This window comes from Marinobacter sp. (assembly GCF_044799475.1).
Classification (GTDB): domain Bacteria; phylum Pseudomonadota; class Gammaproteobacteria; order Pseudomonadales; family Oleiphilaceae; genus Marinobacter.
This window is the reverse complement of the sequence record NZ_CP085217.1, coordinates 377,518-396,132: the sequence shown is the minus strand read 5'-3', so window position 1 is coordinate 396,132 and position 18,615 is coordinate 377,518. Positions and strand designations below refer to the sequence as shown.

The following is an 18,615-nucleotide window of genomic DNA, read 5'->3' as shown; positions in this document are numbered from 1 at the left end:
ATGAGCCGCTCTGATCTCGACACGGACGTAGTGATTGCGGGTGGCGGCCTGGCTGGCGCCACTCTGGCGCTGGCGCTGGGTCAGGCAATGCCCCGTCTTCGCATCACCGTAGTGGAAGCTTTCCCCCTGTCACCAAATGCCCTGCCTGACAGCTACCAGCCCAGTTACGACAGCCGGTCTACGGCCCTTGCCTGGGGTTCGAAAATGATTTTTGAAGACCTGGGCCTCTGGCCCAGGCTCTCCCGTCACGCAACCCCGATCCGACAGATTCACGTCTCGGACCGCGGCCGGTTCGGCGCCAGCCGACTGAACGCGGAAGAGCATGGCCAGGAGGCTCTGGGTTATGTAGTGGACAACCGATGGCTGGGCCTCTCTCTCATGGCCGCTCTGGGAGAACTGCCAGGCCTGAGCTGGCGCGCCCCGGCCGAGGTTGCAGATGTTGAGGCGAAAACCTCCGGCATGGCGGTATTCCTGCTGGAAAACGGCGAGCACCGGAGCCTGACTGCCCAGTGCGTTGTCATCGCAGATGGTGGGCGCTCGGGCCTCAGGGAGCGTCTTGGCTTCCCGGTCAGCCGAAGCGACTACGGACAGCATGCCCTCATTGCCAATGTCTCAACCAGCGAGCCCCATGATTTTGTGGCTTACGAGCGCTTTACCGATGCAGGCCCCATGGCGCTATTGCCGGCTGACGGGCCTGATGGTGCTGGCAGTACCTCCGCCCTGGTCTGGACCCTGTCAAAAGAAAAACTCGACGAGATGCTAGCCTGCAGCGACGAACAGAAATGCGCCCGTCTGCAGGAGCGTTTTGGCTGGCGCCTGGGCCGGTTTGTCCGCATAGGCAGCTGTAATCACTATCCCCTGGTTCTCAATACCGTCACCGAAGCGGTGAGGCCGGGCATAGCCCTGGTCGGTAACGCCGCCCATACCCTGCACCCGGTAGCCGGCCAGGGATTCAATCTGGCCCTCAGGGGCCTGATGTCACTGGTGGAGCAGTTCCGTCTCGCTGACGGGAGGGGGCAGAGCCTCGGGAACCTCTCGGTGCTCAATGCCTGGCAGGAAAGTCATCGGGCCGACTGGAAACGGACTGTCCGGTTTTCAGACTCCCTGATCCGGATCTTTGGCAGTGACACCCCCGGCCTGGCTGTCGCCCGGGACATGGGTCTGGTGGGGCTGGATCTGTTTCCGGAAGCCCGCCGCTGGTTTGCACGTCAGGCCATGGGTCTGGGCGGGCGCAAGGCTGAAGCCCTGCCGCTGGATCGCGCGGGGGCGAAAAATCATGACTGAACAGCTGAGCTGCGACATCCTCGTGGTGGGCGGTGGCCTCACCGGAACTGCCGTGGCCCTGGGGCTTGAGAAACAGGGCTGGCAGGTAATACTGGTGGAGGCGGCAAAGACGGAGGAGCTGACAGCCAAGCCAGCGCCAGCGGTCAGTGTGGAGACTTTTGAGCCGCGGGTCAGTGCCCTCTCGGTGGCCAGCCAGAGACTGCTCGAACGGCTGGGAGGCTGGCCACCGTCCGGCCGCGACGACAGGGCCGAAGCCAGGTTCTGTCCCTATCGCCGGATGGTGGTCTGGGATGGCGAGGGCACCGGCCGCATCCGCTTTGATGCCGCCGAAATGCAGGTGCCCGCCCTCGGGGTGATCGTGGAAAACCGGCTGGTGGTCCGTACCCTGTTTCAGGCGGCCCTGGACAGCAGCATGCAGGTGATTGATGGCGCCCGGGTGAGTGGCTGGTGGGAAGAAGGCAATCAGCGGGGAATTCATCTTGCCGATGGCCGGCGAATAACGGCCCCGCTGACTGTTGCGGCCGATGGCGCCAGCTCCCGGCTGCGCCACTGGGCCGGCCTGCCGACCCGGGAGTGGGATTATGAGCAGCAGGCGATTGTCTGTACGGCGGAAACGGCTCAGCATCATGACCACACGGCCTGGCAGCGCTTCTCCCGGAGCGGTCCGCTGGCCTTCCTGCCACTGGCTTGCGACAGCGCCGGGAAAAATGGGCATTTCAGCTCCATCGTCTGGTCCCAGGATAACCTGGAAGCACAGCGACTGATGGCGCTGGATGACGCGGCCTTCCGAGGCGAACTGGGGGGTGCTATCGAACAGCAGCTGGGGGCGGTCAAAGCCGTTTCACAGCGCTTCGCCTTTCCCCTGCGGCAGCGACACGCCAGGAATTACGTGCGCCCCGGCATGGCGCTGGTGGGGGATGCTGCTCATACCATCCATCCGCTCGCCGGGCAGGGGGCCAATCTCGGTTTTGGCGATGTGCGAGTGCTGCTGGATGAACTGGCCCAGGCCCGCAGTCGCAATCTGGGCCCGGATGTCGAGATCATTCTGGCGCGCTATCAGCGCCGTCGCAAGGGAGAGAATCTCGCCATGATGGCCGCCATGGAAGGTTTCAAAACCCTGTTTGGGCGGGACGAACTGCCTGTGCGCTGGCTGCGCAACACCGGCATGCGCTGGCTGGACGGCTCGGATGTCATCAAGCGCCGCATTGCTGCAGAAGCCATGGGGCTGGGGCAATAGAGTTGTCGCGCGGGAAATTCCGCAGCCCGGGTCAGAAACGGCAGGGATCGAACAGCCGGCTGACCAGGACCGGGACGGCTGTTTCAACCCGCAGAATCCGGCTGCCCAGATGGACCGCCTGGGCTCCGGCTTCGATCATTTTCATTACTTCGTAATCAGTGAAACCGCCCTCCGGTCCAATGCACAGTGTTGCGGGGCCATTCAGGCCTGTCGGACAGGGGATATCGGTGCCCGGGTGCGCCACCAGCCCCGGCCGGCTGCCGAGCAGCCCGGGAAGTTCGTCCTCTACAAATGGCTTGAACAGCTTGCGCACATGCACCACTGGCATCAGGGTGTCCCGGGCCTGCTCCAGTCCCAGAGTCAGATTTTCCCGGATCGCTTCATCCGCCAGCCAGGGCGTCTGCCAGAAGCTTTTTTCCACCTTGTAGCTGTTGATCAGCCAGATGTCTTTCACTCCGAGGGAGGCCACCGCCTGGAGAACCCGGCGGAACATCTTGGGCCTGGGCATGGCCATGACGAGGGTAAGGGGCAGGGCTACGGGGGGAGGCTCTTTCAGGTCAACAGTCAGCTCGATCTGGTCGTCGTTCTGGCTCAGGACTCTTCCAGATCCTATCTTCCCATCCACTTTCCCGAGGGGGACCACATCTCCCGGCAGGCTTTTAAGAACCGTCGCAAGATGCTGTCGGCGCCGACCGGTCAGACACACCCGGTCGGGAGCAGTAAAGTCTTCATCAAACAGCAGGGCCAGATTCATTCGCCCCTGGCTTCCCCGGCTTCAGGGGCGGGCCGGCGCTGGGCCAAGCGGCCAAACAGAATGCCCAATTCGAACAGAATCCACATGGGTACCGCCAGCAGGGTCTGGGAGATGATGTCCGGTGGAGTCAGGAGCATGCCAATGACAAAGCAGCCAACCACGACGTAAGGCCGTTTGGCGGCAAGGTCCGCCGGGGTAGTGGCTCCGGACATGATCATCAGGATGGTGGCAATGGGAATTTCGAAGGCGACGCCGAAGGCAAAGAACATTTTCAGCACGAAGTTGAGATAGCTGTTGATGTCCGGCAGTTCAACAATGCCCTCGGGGCCGATGGCGGTAAAAAACCCGAAGACCAGGGGGAATACGACGAAGTACGCAAAAGCTGCGCCCAGGTAGAAAAGGAGGACGGAGGTCGCCAGCAGTGGGAAGGCCAGACGTTTTTCATGCCTGTACAGGCCGGGTGCGATGAAGCTCCACAGCTGGAAAAGGATGACGGGGATGGCGGCAAAGACGGCGACCACCAGCGCCAGTTTGAGGGGCGCGAAAAAGGGCGAGGTGACGTCCGTGGCAATCATCATCTGCCCTTCCGGCAGAAGATCCCGCAGGGGCTGGGACATCCACAGATACAGCTCGTTGGCAAAAGGGTAGACCACGGCAAAACACACTAGTACCGCCAGCACCATCTTGAGCAGCCGGTTGCGGAGCTCGAGCAGGTGCTCCACCAGGGGCATTTCAGGCTGTGCGGGTGTGTCCGCATCGTCCCTGCTGTCGGGGGAGTGGGTGCTCATGAACGTTTTTCCGGGGTGCTGGTCTGGGATCTGTTCGAAGGTTCCGATGCGGCCTTACCGGCATCCGGCTGTCTCTGTGGACCAGACTCTGTATTCGCGATCGCCGGGTCGGAAGCTGAAGCGCCCTTGCGGCTGGCCGGCGCCGACTTTGGTGGGCGGACAGACTCGTCGGACAGGACCATGTGCTCGTATTTCTTCGCTTCGTCCAGAGCTCCGCGGACGTTTTTCTCGACATCATCAAGACCCACGTCTCCGGCTTTGCGAAGCTCCTCCCGGAGTTCCTCGGCCTTCAGTTGTCGGTCCAGCTCCGAGGTGAACTGACCTACCATGCGACGGGTTCGGCCAACCCAGCGGCCGGCCGTGCGTGCGGCAGTGGGCAGACGTTCGGGACCCAGCACCAGCAGGGCGATGATCCCGCAGATCAGAAGTTCAATAAAGCCGATGTCAAACATTCAGGCCTTGCTCAGCTGCGGGATTTTTCATCGGCCTTGTGTTGCCTGGCGGCCTCTGTCTTCTGGACACCGGCATCGGATTTGCTCTCGATGGACTCGCTGCTGTCGTCCTCCCTGCTGGAGTCATCATCACCCATGGACTTCTTGAAGCCACGGATGGCGCCGCCCAGGTCGGTACCGATATTGCGCAGCTTCTTGGTTCCGAACAGCAGTATGACAATGCCAAGCACGATCAATAATTGCCAGATACTGATACCCATAACGGGCTCCTCATCAACTTCGTATTGTGGATATCCAGATTGTACGCCACAGGCGCCCAGAATCTGAAATACTGTATTGCATCATGTCATTTCTGCTCGCGGGATGCCTTCTCTTCCAGCCCTGACAGATCAAAGCGCCGGGCCAGTTCGTCCAGTACGTCCTGCGGGCCAGCTCCGAGACTGGACAGCATGACCATGCAGTGGAACCACAGGTCGGCAGTTTCCGAGACAAGCTCCCGGGTTTCGCCACTGCGTTCGGCATCTTTCGCTGCGATCAGTGTCTCGGTGCATTCTTCGCCCACTTTCTCCAGGATCTTGTTGAGCCCCCGGTCGTGAAGGCTGGCCACATAAGAGCTGGACGGATCAGCGGATTTCCTTGCCTCCAGTACTTCGGCAAGCTTCACCAGTACATCACTCATGGCTGTGTCCTTTTGTGCCCGCGCCGTATATGGCCTCAGGGTCCTGCAGGACCGGCTCCACATCCGTCCACCGGCCGTTTTCAAGGCGCCGGTAAAAGCAGCTGCGCCGACCGGTATGACAGGCGATGCCGCCCTCTTGTTCCACTTTCAGCAGGACTACATCCGCGTCACAGTCCAGCCTTATTTCAGTGACTATCTGCTCATGACCCGAAGTTTCCCCCTTGTGCCACAGCTGGCCGCGGGATCTTGACCAGTATACGGCCCGGCCCCCTTGCACAGTCAGCGCCAGGGCTTCCCGGTTCATCCATGCCATCATGAGAATGTCGCCGCTCCCGGCGTCCTGGGCAATCGCCGGGACCAGTCCATCGGATGTCCAGCTGACACTGTCCAGCCAGGCGACGGAGTCAACAGTAAGTGGTGAATCTTGCATTTCCGTGAATCCTGAAAAATAGTGTAACGATCAGCCCAGTGCCGGTCTGGTTCAGCGGGTGCTCCGGAGCAGAAGCCAGGCAGCCAGTGCGCCGAGGACCCAGCTGTGGGCCGGAGTCTGCCCAGCAAGGGCCAACAGATCGTCCCGCGTGCCCAGCCAGGCCCCGGCCACCAGTATCCCCGCGACCAGCACCTGCCTCCAGCGACGGTCAGACCGTGCCTGCAGGGCTCTCATCTCATCAAGGGTATCAACATTCCGGGCGATGATGGGATTGGTGCTGCGAATCTGGACCAGAGCGTCGTGGACCAGCTGGGGCATGTCCGGCGACTGCTCCAGCCAGGCTGGCAGGTGAGTCTGCAGGGTCTGGAACAGGTGCGCCGGGCCGATGCGCTTGCGCATCCATTTCTCCAGAAACGGCTGTGCCGTGCTCCAGAGATCCAGATCCGGATACAGCTGGCGCCCCAGTCCTTCGACGTTGAGCAGGGTCTTCTGCAGCAGCACCAGCTGGGGCTGGACCTCCATTTCAAAGCGTCTGGCGGTCTGGAACAGGCGCAGCAGGAACTGGCCGAAAGAAATGTCCCGCAGGGGGCGCTCAAAGATGGGTTCGCACACTGTGCGAATGGCCGCCTCGAATTCATTTACCCGGGTGTGGGCGGGCACCCAGCCGGACTGGATGTGAAGCTCTGCCACCTGGCGGTAGTCCCGTCGGAAGAAGGCCAGCAGGTTTCTCGCCAGGTAGCTCTGGTCTTCCGGCGCCAGAGTTCCGACGATGCCAAAATCAATGGCGATGTACTTCGGGTCTGCCGGGTTGCTGGCATCCACGAAGATGTTTCCGGGGTGCATGTCCGCATGGAAAAAACTGTCCCGGAAGACCTGGGTGAAGAATATCTCCACTCCCTTCTCCGCCAGCACCTTCATGTCGACGCCTGCGGCCCTGAGTGCAGTCACATTTGCGACCGGAATGCCTCCGATGCGTTCCATGACCATTACCTTTTTACTGGTGTAATCCCAGTCGATGGACGGGATGTAGATCAGCCCGGAGTTCTCGAAATTGCGGCGCAGCTGGCTGGCATTGGCTGCTTCCCGCTGCATGTCCAGTTCATCGTAGATGGTGTTCTCGTAATCCTCGACCACCTCGACGGGGCGAAGCCGTGGGCCTTCTGACCAGTAACGCTGGAGACTGTGGGCCATGAAATACATCAGGGCAATGTCCTGACGGATCGTGCGCTCGATGCCCGGCCGTACCACCTTCACTACCACTGCCTTGCCGTTGTGCAGGATGGCAGAGTGCACCTGAGCCACCGAGGCTGAGGCCATGGGCGCCTGCTCAAATGCGGCAAACAGTTCGCCGACAGGGGCTTTCAGGGATTTTTCGATAATGGCCTGGGCCTGCTCGCCCGGAAAGGGAGGCACGCGGTCCTGCAGATTCCGCAGAGGCTCTGCCATGTCGTCGGGCAGCAGGTCTCTTCTCGTGGAGAGGATCTGGCCGAACTTGACGAAAATCGGTCCCAGTTCCTGAAGTGCCACCCGCAGCCGTTCACCCCGCTCGAGTTTTGGCTGGGGGAACAGATGCCAGGGTGCAAACAGAAACAGCAGCCTCAGGCCCAGGGGCAGTTCGGTGAGGGGCAACAGAATATCCAGCCGATAGCGGCAGAATACCCAGGAAATGCGAAACAGGCGTTGCAGACGTCTCACTGTGACTCCGGTGAAGAGGGGGTAGATTCCGGGCTGGATTCACCGGCTTGTCGCTGAAGACGCTCAACCCGGGCAGCCAGCCGCTCGGAGCGGAGGCTGAGACTGTCTATGTCGGCAAAGGTTGCTTCAAGTTCGCGGCGCCCGGGCAGTTGCCGGCTTTCTTCATGAATGTATTCTTCCAGATTGGCGTTGAGGCTGGCTGATGCCTGACGGCTCCAGCTGACGGCTGCCCGCACCCGCTGACCTATGAAATGGGCGGGCAAATCCCCCGCATGCCGGGCCAGGGCGGCTTCCCAGTCGGGATCAAGCTGCTCAAGAGCGCGCTGGAACTCGTGGGCCAGGGCAGCATCGCCGTTGACCGCAATTCGCCCCTGACTGAGGGCGCTTCGATCGCCCAGCGCAAGGGCTATGAATGCCAGTGGAGGGCCGCAAAGTTCAAGTGATGGATCCTCTGCCGGCTCGCTGCCCACCTGAACCCCCGCCCCGGCTTTCTGCAGGGTCAGAAATAGCGTGCCAGGACCCGTTATCCGGAACTGCACGAGCCCTGAAAGGGCATTCAGGAAGTCCCGCCGGCCTGCCGGGTCCAGCGCCAGGGACTGATTCAGTGCGCTTTCGAGAACCCGGCTTGCAGCCGCCCGGAGCGTGGGGCCGGGAAACATCAGGGCTTGATCCCCACGTGCAGGGCAACCACGCCACCGGTCATGTTGTAATACTTGCAGTTCACCAGCCCGGCCTGGTCCATCATGTTTTTCAGGGTTTCCTGGTCCGGGTGCATGCGGATGGACTCGGCCAGGTACTGGTAGCTGGCCGAGTCTCCGGCCACCAGTTGCCCCATCAGCGGCAGGGCATTGAACGAATAGAGATCGTATGCCTTGCTGAGGAGCGGGTTCGTTGGCTTTGAAAATTCCAGGATCAGGAGCTTGCCCCCGGGTTTGAGCACCCGCGTCATGTCCCGCAGGGCCTGATCCTTGTCGGTGACATTGCGCAGGCCGAAGGCAATGCTGACGGCATTGAAGCTGTTGTCCGGAAACGGCAGGTGCTCTGCATCGGCCTGGACATACTCGATATTGCCGGCATAGCCCCGGTCCATCAGTCGCCCCCGGCCAACCTGCAGCATGGAGGCGTTTATGTCCGCCAGCACGACCTGGCCGGTGCTGCCTACCAGATCGGAGAACTTCATGGTCAGGTCGCCTGTGCCGCCTGCAATGTCCAGTACCCGGTGCCCTGGTCTGACGCCACTGACCTCAATGGTAAATCGTTTCCAGAGCCGGTGGACACCCATGGACATGAGGTCATTCATCATGTCGTATTTGCCGGCGACGGAATGGAATACATCAGCAACCTGGCTGGCTTTCTGGCTTCGGGCCACCTGGCGGAAGCCAAAATGGGTGCTGTCGCCCTCGGGAGGCTGGCCTGCCGGCTCCCGGGTCTGGTCTGGTGGCATGCGCTGTTCGGTCATTTTGGGGTCCTGTCCGGGTCTGAACCCTGTATTCTAACGGTCAGGGGGCTGGCTACAAGCTACTTGAACATATTTGCGCTGTTTTGGGGCCACCGGGGCGGCGTGACCCTTGCGTCGTGCGGCGGTTTCCCTAAACTGTGTCTTATCAACCATCCATCAGGGGGCTGTCATGTCCACAATCGATATCAAACGCTCCCACAGTCTGGACCATGAGCATGCACGTCAGGCCGCCGAAGCCCTTGCGCGTGATCTGTCGAGCCATTTCGATGTTCATTATGAATGGGACGGAGACGTAATGCGCTTCAGACGCAGCGGCGTCAAGGGTCAGCTGGATGTGACCCCCGACACCCTTCATATCAGGCTGGAGCTCGGTTTGATGCTGAGGCCCTTCAAATCCCGCATTGAGGGCGAAGTCCAGCGTCAGATGGACGACCTTACCGGCTCTGCCTGATCAGGGCCGGACGTTACCGCGATCCAGTGAGTCGGGCAGCGCGAGAGGGTCTGGCTGGCCGGACATGATCTGTTCCAGTACCAGGCTTTCCCTGATAACCAGTTCGCTGATAAGGGCATCAACCCGGTCCATGGCCCGGAATGCCCTGTATCCGCGGTGCAGAAATGAATGTAAATCCTCCAGCCGGGCCATTTCCGCAGGCGCACGGCTCATGGAGAGCAGCCAGCCAAGAGTGCGGTTTCGCACGTAGCTATCCAGCTGCCGCCCCACCTTTTCCACCAGCGCTATCTGGCGCATTCGCTGGCTGATGTCGCCGGCGCGGAATGCCATGCAGTAGCTTTCCGTATCCAGTCTGGCCGGATCCGCCCCAAGCTGTGACAGCTTCTCCAGCAGTGCCAGATCCAGTCTCTGGGTGACATGATTGAGTTCGATCAGTGCCGCCAGCGTGGCAAGCAGGTTGTCAGGCAGCCATGTGACCATTCTGGGAAAGATGCGATCGATGTTGTCGTCCCGCCGGGTCATGCTGGCTGGAGCGTAGAGGTCGGTCAGGAGGAAGACCAGGCCGGGCCGGTAGCAGGGGTCTTTGTACAGATCCTCGTGGGTTTTTTTCAGCCGCTCCGCCTGCCAGGCCGTGAGGGCCTGAAGGGCTCCGGCCGGGGCCTGGTCCGGGATTTGATGCCGGAAATCGTGCCAGTCAAGAAGCTGGGCCTGCAGGGCCCGGGCGCTCTGTGATGAACTGGTGTCTGTTGAAACCAGACGCTCGCGGTACATTTTGTCAGGCCCCCTGGCAGGTTAATTGATCTGCCAGTTTAACGGAGGCTGCCAGGCGCTGTCAGTGGCATGTAACACGGCGTTCTGACGTCGGTCAGGCCTGTGCCGACGCCGGCATGGTTTCAAAACCCGGTATCCATTCCTTGCTGTCCAGGGTGATAAAGTGGCTCGGCGCCTGGGTTTCCACGATTCGCATGGTGGTCGGGCTCTGGCGGGCGCTGGCCAGCATCGCACCACGATCCAGAATGCGATCCACCTGGGGCACCAGGAAAGTGCCATGGCGCACCTGCCCATAAATGCTGGTTTCGGTGCGCTCCATCCAGGCCATGATGTTTTCGATATTGCGGACAATGGTCAGGTGATCCTGGGTGGCGGAAAACAGCTTGCCAAGCAGCTGTTTCTTGCGGGGATTCATCTTGCCGAAAAAGGTCTGGCCATAAGCGGAGGAGGGCGCGCTGTTGATCAGACGGATCAGCCAGGGCCACATGCCGTGGCTGACAGGCTCCAGTATGGTGGTCACCAGGGCATGAAGGTGTCCCTGGGGAAGTACCGGGGCTTCCAGTACTATCTCCACATTGGCATACAGCTCGGGCCGGTAGGCCAGGGCCTGCAGGATAACGGCTCCGCCGCGGGAATGACCATGAATGCGGACGCTGTCAGTGCTCGGGAGGTTTTCCAGCGCCTGGTTCAGAATGCAGGCATCGTACTCGATGGTGGCTTCGAGGTGTTTAATGGCCACTTCCCAGTCAGGGGTCTCCGGCGTCACCCCGTTTACCGGAATATGATAGTTGCTGCAGGTCAGCAGAATCAGCTCGGTGGTCGGCGCTTCATAGGCCTGGGTGAAATAGCAGTGATTCTCCAGGAAGCCGTGAACGCCTATGACCGTCTGTTCGGCCTTGCCGCTGTGGTTGCGGACTGAAACTGCGCCACGACCCACCTTATAGACGCGCCCGGAGAACATTTCCGAATAGGCGCTGTCGATAGGCTTGATCAGTTTTCGAACATGGCTCGCTTTCATATCCACTCTCCTGCCAGCACGTGGCGACTGCGTACGGTTTTTATTATTCGTTGCCTTTCCCGATACTGGAATGCCGACCGGGTAATTTCAACCGACTGACCCGACTCTGTCGCCAACGTGCTGTCTGTGTATTGGCGTGAATTGCGCAGATTTGGCCCCGCCACGGCCAATCCGCGACGGCCGACTTCAGTACCTGACACCACTACCAGCCTTTAATCCCAGTATAAACACAGGTATCGGGGTTGATGTAATTTTTTGTCACGCCCCGGTTGTGGAGGCGTTTCTTCTTGTCTGTCACAATGCACGGTCATTTTTGGTTCACAGTATTATTTCATCTGGGGTAGTCAGGGCTTGAGTCACGACGAATCGCGTTTAATGTTGCCTGCCGATTCGGCCTGGCTCGCGCTGGAGCGCCCCGACAACCCCATGACCATCACCGTGCTGATGCGTGTGGAGGGCCTGACAGCGGACCGCCTCCGGGAATTTCTCAGCATCTACTGGCTGGCGTGGGAAAGATTTCGCTGCCAGCCCGTGCAGCGGGCCAGCGGCTGGTGGTGGGAGCAAGACCCCACGTTCGTTCTCCGTCACCATCTTGAGGTACACAACCATGCCTTCGAGGATGGGCAGCTCAAGGACTGGGTTTCTGCGCGCCTGAATCAGCCCCTCCCGGAATACCGCCCCCGCTGGAAATTCTGGTTGCTGCCCAATGCCGTGGGCGGAGCAGCGGTTGTTTTGCGAATCCACCACTGCTATGCCGATGGTCTTTCCCTTATGGGTATATTCGACCGGATCTGCACCCGCTCGCCGCAACAGGCCCCCGTGCTCTATGGCGCCAGGGAGCGCTCGGACATCGGGCGCTGGCGGGAGTCCGCGGAGTCATGGCTGGCCGCCATGCAGGGCAGGGAATCCGCTAAGTCTGCCGCCGGCCAACAGACTACCGCCGGCACCATTGACCAGCTGGGCCGCACGGCACAGTCCAACCCTCTGGAACGCGGCGCTTTCAATGGCCTGAAGCTGCTGAACGAAGTCAGCCAGTTCCTCATCGAACCCGAAGACAGCCCCAGCCATCTGAAGGCGGAACTCCTGGGACGGCGGATCTGCCGATGGTCTGCGCCTGTTCCTCTGGCCCGTTTCCGGTCCGCCGCTGACCAGACCGGCTGTACCATCAACGACGTGCTTCTCGCCTGTGTTACCGGCGCCATGCGCAGCTCCCTGGAAGAGCATGACGGCATTCCTGAAGACGTGATTCTGCACGCTGCGGTGCCGGTGGATATCCGCAGCCGTCTGCCGGAAGGCATAGAGCCGGGGCCCGGAATGCTGGGAAACTGTTTCGGGACGGTCTTCGTGCCCCTTCCGGTCGATGGTGAGAGTCCTCTTGAGCGTCTTTACCGCGTCAAGCACGAAACCCGGCGGCTCAAGCAAAGCTGGCAGCCTGCCATTGCCTGGGGTCTTGCCGGTAGTGCCTGTTTTCTCCCCGCCAGCTGGCGCCAGCCGCTGGCAGACATTTTCTATCGCAGGGCCAGTGCCGTGGTTTCAAACGTTCCCGGCACCCCTGAGCCCCGTTATCTCGCTGGCTGCCAGATAAAAGAGCAGATGTTCTGGGTGCCCCAGGCCGGAGACATAGGGCTTGGCATCAGCATTGTGAGCTATGCCGGCCAGGTCCAGTTTGGGGTGGTGGCGGATGAGGCTGTCATGCCCGATCCGGCGCCTTTTCTGACCAGCTGCCTGGATGCGCTCGATCGACTCCCTGCCTGATTTGCGGATTTGCCGGTTTCTGGATGTTCTTCCCATGCTTTGCTTTACCCTGGGTCTGATTCTACAGCTGGAAACATGGCGAAATTGCGGCCACACTGACGTTGAGTGTTGAAATCCAGCATCAGAGATACCAACGGAGATATCAGGAGGAGATGCCCATGTGGACCAAACCAGCCTACGAAGACCTGCGTATTGGCTTTGAAGTGACCATGTATTTCGCCAATCGCTGAAAACAGACGGTCAGCCTCCACCCGGACAGCTGGCCGTTTTTTCGTCCCGGAGACACGTCATGCAAATCCACATCCTCGGCTCTGCTGCCGGCGGAGGTTTTCCCCAATGGAACTGCAACTGCGTCAACTGTGATGCCATGCGCAAGGGCAGCCTGAATGCCCGCCCACGCACCCAGTCTTCCATTGCCATCAGCGAAGACGGCGAACACTGGATTCTCTGCAATGCGTCTCCTGATATCCGGGCGCAGCTTGCGTCCTTTGCGCCAATGCAGCCGGGTCGGGCCGTTCGTGACACAGGCATCAGTGCTGTCCTGCTCATGGACAGCCAGGTAGACCACACCACGGGGCTGCTTTCACTGAGAGAGGGGTGCCCGCTGGATGTCTGGTGTACCGCCCAGGTTCACGAAGACCTCAGCACCGGCTTTCCGCTCTTTCCCATGCTCACACACTGGAATGGTGGCCTGACCTGGCGTGAAGTGCCCTGCGATGAGAGCGCTTTCACCATCCCCGCAGCCCCTTCCCTGAAACTGATGGCCATTCCCCTGCTCAGCAATGCACCTCCCTACTCGCCGCGCCGTAATCGGACGCACCCTGGAGACAATGTGGGCCTGTTCATCGAGGACACGAGGACAGGGCAAAGCGTTCTTTACGCGCCAGGTCTCGGAAAGCCCGATGATAATGTCCGGTCCTGGCTTGCGAGGGCTGACGTGCTGCTTGTGGATGGCACGGTCTGGCACGATGATGAAATGCTGCGACGGGAAGTGGGCACGAAAACCGGTCAGGAGATGGGCCACCTTGCCCAGAGCGGCCCCGGCGGCATGATCGAGCTGCTGGACACCCTGCCTGCAAGGCAAAAAATCCTCATCCACATCAACAACACCAACCCGATTCTGGATGAAGACTCGCCGGAGCGGGCTGTGCTGGCGAAACATGGCATCGACGTGGCCTGGGACGGCATGCACCTGGATATGTCGGAGGAGTCATGACCGCTGCCATGCCGAACACTCCCCTGAGCCGCGCAGACTTTGAAAAGGCCCTGCGTGCAAAAAGACGCTATTACCATATCCATCACCCCTACCATAAAGCCATGTACGGCGGGCAGTGCACGCCGGAACAGATCCGTGGCTGGGTGGCGAACCGCTATTATTACCAGATCAGCATTCCCCGCAAGGACGCCGCGATCATGGCCAACTGCCCGGATGCGTCGGTTCGACGGCAGTGGCTTCAGAGGGTGCTGGATCACGATGGCCACGGAGAGGATGAGGGGGGTATCGAAGCCTGGCTGGCGCTGGCGGAATCCGTCGGGCTCAGCCGCGAGGAAGTGATCGATCAGCGCCATGTTCTGCCCGGTGTCCGGTTCGCGGTAGACGCCTATATCGCCTTTGCCCGCCGGGCGAGTTGGCAGGAGGCCGCGTGCTCATCCCTTACCGAGCTGTTCGCGCCGGAAATACACCAGTCCCGGCTCGACAGTTGGCCTGCGCATTATCCCTGGATTGAGAGCGGTGGCTACGCCTACTTCCGCAAGAGGCTGGCCGAGGCCCGCAGGGATGTGGAGCATGGCCTCAGTATTACCCTGGATTCGTTCGTCACCGCTCAGGAGCAGGCGAGGGCGCTTGAAATCCTGCAGTTCAAACTGGATATTTTATGGTCCATGCTGGATGCCCTGGCGATGGCGTATGTGCACCAGACGCCGCCCTACCATACCGTGACCGAAGAGCAGGTGTATCACCGGGGGCTCGACCAGTGATGGATATGATACCGAGGCTGCGTCCGGGGTTCCGCTTTCAGTGGGAGCCCGCCCAGGACGCCCATGTCCTGCTGTACCCTGAGGGTATGGTCAAACTGAACGACAGTGCTGCGGCGATCCTGTCCGAGATTGACGGCAAGAGCAGGGTGGCGGAAATCGTTTCACGTCTGGAACAGCGCTTTCCCGATGCGGGTGCTCTGGACGGAGACATCACCGAATTTCTTGAAGAGGCCCGTCAAAAGGACTGGATCATTCTTGCATGAGCGGGCCTCACGACCATTCCGCCAGAAATCAGGAGGCCACTGATGTGGGCCTGCCGCTCTGGCTGCTTGCCGAAGTAACCTATCGCTGTCCGCTGCAGTGTCCCTATTGCTCGAATCCGATCGATTTCGCCCGGAATCGGGATGAGCTCACCACTGCGGAATGGGCCAGTGTCCTGCGGCAGGGGCGGGCCATGGGCGCGGTCCAGCTGGGCTTTTCCGGAGGCGAGCCACTGGTACGGAATGATCTTTCTGAGCTGATCTCCGAGGCCCGGAGTCTCGGCTATTACAGCAATCTGATCACTTCCGGTATCGGCCTCACTGAGAGCCGGGTGCTGGATTTCCTCGACGCCGGCCTCGACCATATCCAGGTCAGTTTCCAGGCCTCCGACCCGGAACTCAATAATGCGGTTGCCGGATCCCGCAGGGCTTTCGAGCAGAAGCTGGCGATGGCCCGTGCGGTCAAGGAAGCCGGCTATCTGATGGTGCTCAACTTCGTGATCCACCGTCACAATATCCATCAGATGAACGACATTATCGATCTGTGTGAGCGTCTTGATGCCGACTATGTCGAACTGGCCACCTGTCAGTATTACGGCTGGGCATTCAGGAACCGCGAGGGTCTCATGCCCTCGAAAGACCAGCTCGTAAAGGCCGAGGAGGAGGTCAACCGAAACCGTGACCGACTGGCAGAGCAGGGTTCCGCCATGAAGCTCATCTTCGTGACCCCCGATTATTACGAGGAACGTCCGAAAGCCTGCATGAATGGCTGGGGTAGTGTGTTTCTGACGGTGGCACCGGATGGCACGGCACTTCCCTGCCACAGCGCCCGGCTTTTGCCCATCGAGTTTCCCAATGTCCGGGACACGGCGCTGGAGTCAATCTGGTATGAGAGCGCGGGCTTCAACCATTATCGCGGTGACAGCTGGATGCCGGAGCCCTGCCGTTCCTGTGACGAGAAGGACAAGGATTTCGGGGGCTGCCGCTGCCAGGCATTTCTATTGACAGGCAATGCGGATAATGCGGATCCTGTCTGTGGCAAATCTCCCCATCATGACCGCATTCTGGCGGCGCGGCGCGCTGCGGATCATGCCACCGCCGGTCTGGAGGACCTCACCTATCGCAACGCCAGAAATTCCCGGATCCTCTTCCGCGGCTGAAGCCGGTATCCCTCTCACTGCGGAGCAGGCGGCGGCTGCCCTGCGCCAGCGGGACAACCTGCGTGTGTCCGAAGACATTGTCGCCTGGCTTGAATATGATCCTGTGACTGCCATCAACCAGTTGTGGTGTCTGCAGGAGCAGATGCCCGTCCGGGTTTCGGCTCCCGGCTTCAGCGTTCGCAGCAGCGTTAATGGCTACGGCGGCGGAGCCTTCTGTCTTGCCGGAATCCGGGCTTTTGCCGTAGACGGCGCCAGCCAGCAGATCCACGAAATTGAGTGTCCCAAGGGTCGCCAGCGCCAGGTAACCTGTGACCCCGAAAGCCGCTTTGGCGGCCTTTTCTGGGACCCGGTCTTTCGCCGCATACTGGCGGTCAGGGAGCTCCTGGATGGCGACCAGGTCCTGGCCCAGCAACTGGTGTCGGTGGAACCTGCGGACGGCAGTCTGGCCGTGGTGGCAGAAGGCGCCGATTTCTACGGGACGCCAGCTCTGTCAGAGGACGGGCGGCTGCTGGCCTGGGTGACCTGGTCATTGCCCGATATGCCCTGGCAGCGCAGCCAGCTCTGGGTTGCCAGCCTTGACGCCGACGGCCGGGCCTCTCCGCCCCAGCTGTTACCGACTCCCACCGAAGCCTCGGTTCAGCAACCAGGGTTCGCCGCGAATCAGCTTTTTGCACTATCGGACCATGATGGCTGGTGGCAGCCCTGGGGGATTGACCTTGGGCGTAGGGCAGCTGTCTGGTCAAAGCTCAGTAATCGGCAGGCCGACCACGCCAGTGCCCCCTGGCAGCTTCAGGAGCATCACTCCGTGGCTTTGCCGGCTGGCGGCTGGGTCAGGGCTCATTACCGGGATGGCAGCGGTCAGCTATGGTGGGAGCCGGAAGATCAGCCGCGGCAGAGACTGGGTCCTTCGTATGTGGATTTTCGCTCCCTGCAGCAACGGGATGGCCGGGTCTTCTGCGTTGGCCGCCAGTCGGATGCCCTCGACAGCATCCTGGAAATCGACCCCGCCCGAGGCAGTGTCAGGGTCCTGGCCGGCGGCGAAAAACCACTAATGGCGGGAGGTTGCACAGGGCCGGAACTGATAGAGTTTGAAGCCGCAGACGGAACCGGAATAACCGGTTTTTTCTATCCCAGTGCCGGTGCAGCCCCCCGGACTGAGAGGCCGCCACTGATCGTACGGGTGCATGGTGGCCCAACATCTGCTGCCTATCCGGTTTTTGATCCCCAGACCCAGTACTGGTGCAGCCATGGTTTTGCCGTTGCCGATATCAATTATCGTGGAAGCACCGGCTTCGGGCGCGCATTCAGACTGGCGCTCAAGGGTCGGTGGGGTGAGGCTGACGTGAGTGATGTATGCTCGGCCGTAGACTACCTGGACCAACAGGGCCTGGCGGATGGTCGGAGGGCCTTCATCCAGGGCCGAAGCGCCGGCGGCTACACGGCATTGATGGCGCTGGTGGACCGCGAGGTCTTCCGGGCTGGCGCCAGTCTTTTCGGGGTCAGCGACCCCCTGCGGCTGCGGGCGCAGACTCACCGCTTTGAATCCGGCTACCTTGACTGGCTGCTGGGCGACCCGGCGGAATTTCCCGACCGCTGGGCAGCCCGCACGCCGGTCCTTCAGGCACACCGTATACAGGCGCCGGTGTGTTTTTACCAGGGGGGCCAGGATCGGGTGGTTGTACCCGCGCAGACCGAGTCCATGGTGAATGCGCTTGAGGCGTCCGGCCATTCTCCTGGCTACTACCTGTTTCCGGAGGAAGGCCATGGTTTCAGGCAGGCCCATCGCCAGGCTTTGCTGTTGTCCACGCTGCTGGAATTTTATCGTCGCCATAGCGGGATTCTTCCTGCCAGGGAGGAAGGACTGAACCAGACTTCGGAGTCAGAAAGGGCAGCGCCGGATTTCGGGCACGGTGCATGACAGGGAGATGATCGGGATCACCCCTGAGTCACAATGCATCGAGTCACGATGCATCGCCGGGTCCTCTCTGGACCTTGATCTGGAGCCTGGCAGCCCAAATCATTCACAGAGCATCAGGTTTTCCACTCAGAGCCCTGATTCGGGCTTCTCCTGATTCAGGTCTACACTTCCCGGGTAAGCCCATTCATTCCGGATCAAACAGGGAGTTTGCCATGGCGACCAAAGATTCCTCTCTGAACAGCCACGAAGTCACCATCTGCCTTGTGGGCGGAGCAGTGCTGGGGCCCTATAACGCCACCTGGTCAAAGGACGAACATGGCGATGTCCGTGAACTCGTCAGGGAATACGACGCATTCCTGCAGGGTGAGAAGCAGCACAGGTTCAAGTTCTTCCTTCACGACAGCTACACAAACACGGTGCACACTCTGATTCTTCAATTTGAGAACATAACCGGAATTTGCGACCACGTCCGGCTGCTGCGCGATCACTGAGACAGTTAAGGAAACTCTGGGTAAGTTCCCCTGACG

General features: G+C 60.6%; 22 protein-coding genes. 11 read left to right on the top strand and 11 right to left on the bottom strand.

Annotated elements, in window-relative coordinates; genetic code table 11:
* Window positions 1-1,284 carry a 2-octaprenyl-6-methoxyphenyl hydroxylase gene (ubiH, locus tag LG327_RS01795; protein ID WP_404365136.1) on the top strand — a complete coding sequence of 428 codons (1,284 nt, stop codon included), beginning with the start codon at window positions 1-3 and terminating at the stop codon, window positions 1,282-1,284.
* A complete protein-coding gene (locus tag LG327_RS01790) occupies window positions 1,277-2,521 on the top strand; it encodes an FAD-dependent monooxygenase (RefSeq protein ID WP_404365135.1) in 1,245 nt (414 codons plus the stop codon). The genes ubiH and LG327_RS01790 overlap by 8 nt, the downstream gene beginning before the upstream one ends.
* 31 nt (window positions 2,522-2,552) lie before the next feature.
* Here LG327_RS01790 and LG327_RS01785 read toward each other — a convergent pair whose 3' ends face one another.
* From LG327_RS01785 to ubiE, 9 genes are all read right to left on the bottom strand, one after another.
* On the bottom strand, window positions 2,553-3,275 hold the full coding sequence (locus LG327_RS01785; protein WP_404365133.1) for a 16S rRNA (uracil(1498)-N(3))-methyltransferase: 723 nt from the start codon (window positions 3,273-3,275) through the stop codon (window positions 2,553-2,555).
* Window positions 3,272-4,063 carry a twin-arginine translocase subunit TatC gene (tatC, locus tag LG327_RS01780; protein WP_404365132.1) on the bottom strand — a complete coding sequence of 264 codons (792 nt, stop codon included), beginning with the start codon at window positions 4,061-4,063 and terminating at the stop codon, window positions 3,272-3,274. The genes LG327_RS01785 and tatC overlap by 4 nt, the downstream gene beginning before the upstream one ends.
* Window positions 4,060-4,515 (bottom strand): Sec-independent protein translocase protein TatB, encoded by a 456-nt coding sequence (gene tatB, locus LG327_RS01775; RefSeq protein WP_404365131.1) that lies wholly within the window; start codon window positions 4,513-4,515, stop codon window positions 4,060-4,062. Before tatB ends, tatC begins: the two co-directional genes overlap by 4 nt.
* A gap of 11 nt (window positions 4,516-4,526) precedes the next feature.
* Window positions 4,527-4,775 carry a twin-arginine translocase TatA/TatE family subunit gene (gene tatA, locus LG327_RS01770; RefSeq protein ID WP_404365129.1) on the bottom strand — a complete coding sequence of 83 codons (249 nt, stop codon included), beginning with the start codon at window positions 4,773-4,775 and terminating at the stop codon, window positions 4,527-4,529.
* Between the two features lie 86 nt (window positions 4,776-4,861).
* Window positions 4,862-5,194 carry a phosphoribosyl-ATP diphosphatase gene (locus LG327_RS01765; RefSeq protein WP_404365127.1) on the bottom strand — a complete coding sequence of 111 codons (333 nt, stop codon included), beginning with the start codon at window positions 5,192-5,194 and terminating at the stop codon, window positions 4,862-4,864.
* A complete protein-coding gene (gene hisI / locus LG327_RS01760; RefSeq protein ID WP_404365125.1) occupies window positions 5,187-5,624 on the bottom strand; it encodes a phosphoribosyl-AMP cyclohydrolase in 438 nt (145 codons plus the stop codon). Before hisI ends, LG327_RS01765 begins: the two co-directional genes overlap by 8 nt.
* A 51-nt stretch (window positions 5,625-5,675) precedes the next feature.
* Window positions 5,676-7,319 (bottom strand): ubiquinone biosynthesis regulatory protein kinase UbiB, encoded by a 1,644-nt coding sequence (gene ubiB / locus LG327_RS01755; RefSeq protein ID WP_404365123.1) that lies wholly within the window; start codon window positions 7,317-7,319, stop codon window positions 5,676-5,678.
* Window positions 7,316-7,978 (bottom strand): SCP2 domain-containing protein, encoded by a 663-nt coding sequence (locus LG327_RS01750; RefSeq protein ID WP_404365122.1) that lies wholly within the window; start codon window positions 7,976-7,978, stop codon window positions 7,316-7,318. Before LG327_RS01750 ends, ubiB begins: the two co-directional genes overlap by 4 nt.
* Complete coding sequence (gene ubiE, locus LG327_RS01745) at window positions 7,978-8,778, bottom strand: bifunctional demethylmenaquinone methyltransferase/2-methoxy-6-polyprenyl-1,4-benzoquinol methylase UbiE (RefSeq protein WP_404365120.1); 801 nt, start codon at window positions 8,776-8,778, stop codon at window positions 7,978-7,980. Before ubiE ends, LG327_RS01750 begins: the two co-directional genes overlap by 1 nt.
* Window positions 8,779-8,947: 169 nt before the next feature.
* On the opposite strand from ubiE, the gene LG327_RS01740 reads away from it, so the two are divergent.
* A complete protein-coding gene (locus LG327_RS01740; protein ID WP_404365118.1) occupies window positions 8,948-9,229 on the top strand; it encodes a polyhydroxyalkanoic acid system family protein in 282 nt (93 codons plus the stop codon).
* Here LG327_RS01740 and LG327_RS01735 read toward each other — a convergent pair whose 3' ends face one another.
* Both LG327_RS01735 and LG327_RS01730 read right to left on the bottom strand, forming a co-directional pair.
* The gene (locus LG327_RS01735) at window positions 9,230-10,000 is read right to left on the bottom strand and encodes an FFLEELY motif protein (RefSeq protein WP_404365117.1); all 771 of its coding nucleotides are present in this window, start codon (window positions 9,998-10,000) and stop codon (window positions 9,230-9,232) included. It abuts the gene before it with no gap.
* A 94-nt stretch (window positions 10,001-10,094) separates the two neighbouring features.
* A complete protein-coding gene (locus LG327_RS01730) occupies window positions 10,095-11,018 on the bottom strand; it encodes an alpha/beta hydrolase (protein WP_404365115.1) in 924 nt (307 codons plus the stop codon).
* Window positions 11,019-11,393: 375 nt separating this feature from the next.
* Between LG327_RS01730 and LG327_RS01725 the strand changes: the two genes are divergently transcribed.
* The 8 genes from LG327_RS01725 (at window position 11,394) to LG327_RS01690 (ending at window position 18,579) form a co-directional block, all read left to right on the top strand.
* On the top strand, window positions 11,394-12,773 hold the full coding sequence (locus tag LG327_RS01725; RefSeq protein ID WP_404365113.1) for a WS/DGAT domain-containing protein: 1,380 nt from the start codon (window positions 11,394-11,396) through the stop codon (window positions 12,771-12,773).
* A 158-nt stretch (window positions 12,774-12,931) separates the two neighbouring features.
* Window positions 12,932-13,003 (top strand): pyrroloquinoline quinone precursor peptide PqqA, encoded by a 72-nt coding sequence (gene pqqA, locus LG327_RS01720; RefSeq protein ID WP_007153157.1) that lies wholly within the window; start codon window positions 12,932-12,934, stop codon window positions 13,001-13,003.
* A 59-nt stretch (window positions 13,004-13,062) separates the two neighbouring features.
* Complete coding sequence (gene pqqB, locus LG327_RS01715) at window positions 13,063-13,989, top strand: pyrroloquinoline quinone biosynthesis protein PqqB (RefSeq protein WP_404365112.1); 927 nt, start codon at window positions 13,063-13,065, stop codon at window positions 13,987-13,989.
* 8 nt (window positions 13,990-13,997) lie between these two features.
* Window positions 13,998-14,750 (top strand): pyrroloquinoline-quinone synthase PqqC, encoded by a 753-nt coding sequence (pqqC, locus tag LG327_RS01710; protein ID WP_404369146.1) that lies wholly within the window; start codon window positions 13,998-14,000, stop codon window positions 14,748-14,750.
* Window positions 14,750-15,013, top strand: coding sequence for a pyrroloquinoline quinone biosynthesis peptide chaperone PqqD (gene pqqD / locus LG327_RS01705; protein ID WP_404365110.1), 264 nt, complete (start codon window positions 14,750-14,752; stop codon window positions 15,011-15,013). Before pqqC ends, pqqD begins: the two co-directional genes overlap by 1 nt.
* Window positions 15,010-16,170 carry a pyrroloquinoline quinone biosynthesis protein PqqE gene (gene pqqE, locus LG327_RS01700; RefSeq protein WP_404365108.1) on the top strand — a complete coding sequence of 387 codons (1,161 nt, stop codon included), beginning with the start codon at window positions 15,010-15,012 and terminating at the stop codon, window positions 16,168-16,170. The genes pqqD and pqqE overlap by 4 nt, the downstream gene beginning before the upstream one ends.
* Window positions 16,064-18,088 carry a prolyl oligopeptidase family serine peptidase gene (locus tag LG327_RS01695; protein WP_404369144.1) on the top strand — a complete coding sequence of 675 codons (2,025 nt, stop codon included), beginning with the start codon at window positions 16,064-16,066 and terminating at the stop codon, window positions 18,086-18,088. The genes pqqE and LG327_RS01695 overlap by 107 nt, the downstream gene beginning before the upstream one ends.
* 212 nt (window positions 18,089-18,300) lie before the next feature.
* Window positions 18,301-18,579 carry a hypothetical protein gene (locus tag LG327_RS01690; RefSeq protein ID WP_404365106.1) on the top strand — a complete coding sequence of 93 codons (279 nt, stop codon included), beginning with the start codon at window positions 18,301-18,303 and terminating at the stop codon, window positions 18,577-18,579.
* Window positions 18,580-18,615: the final 36 nt, after the last annotated feature.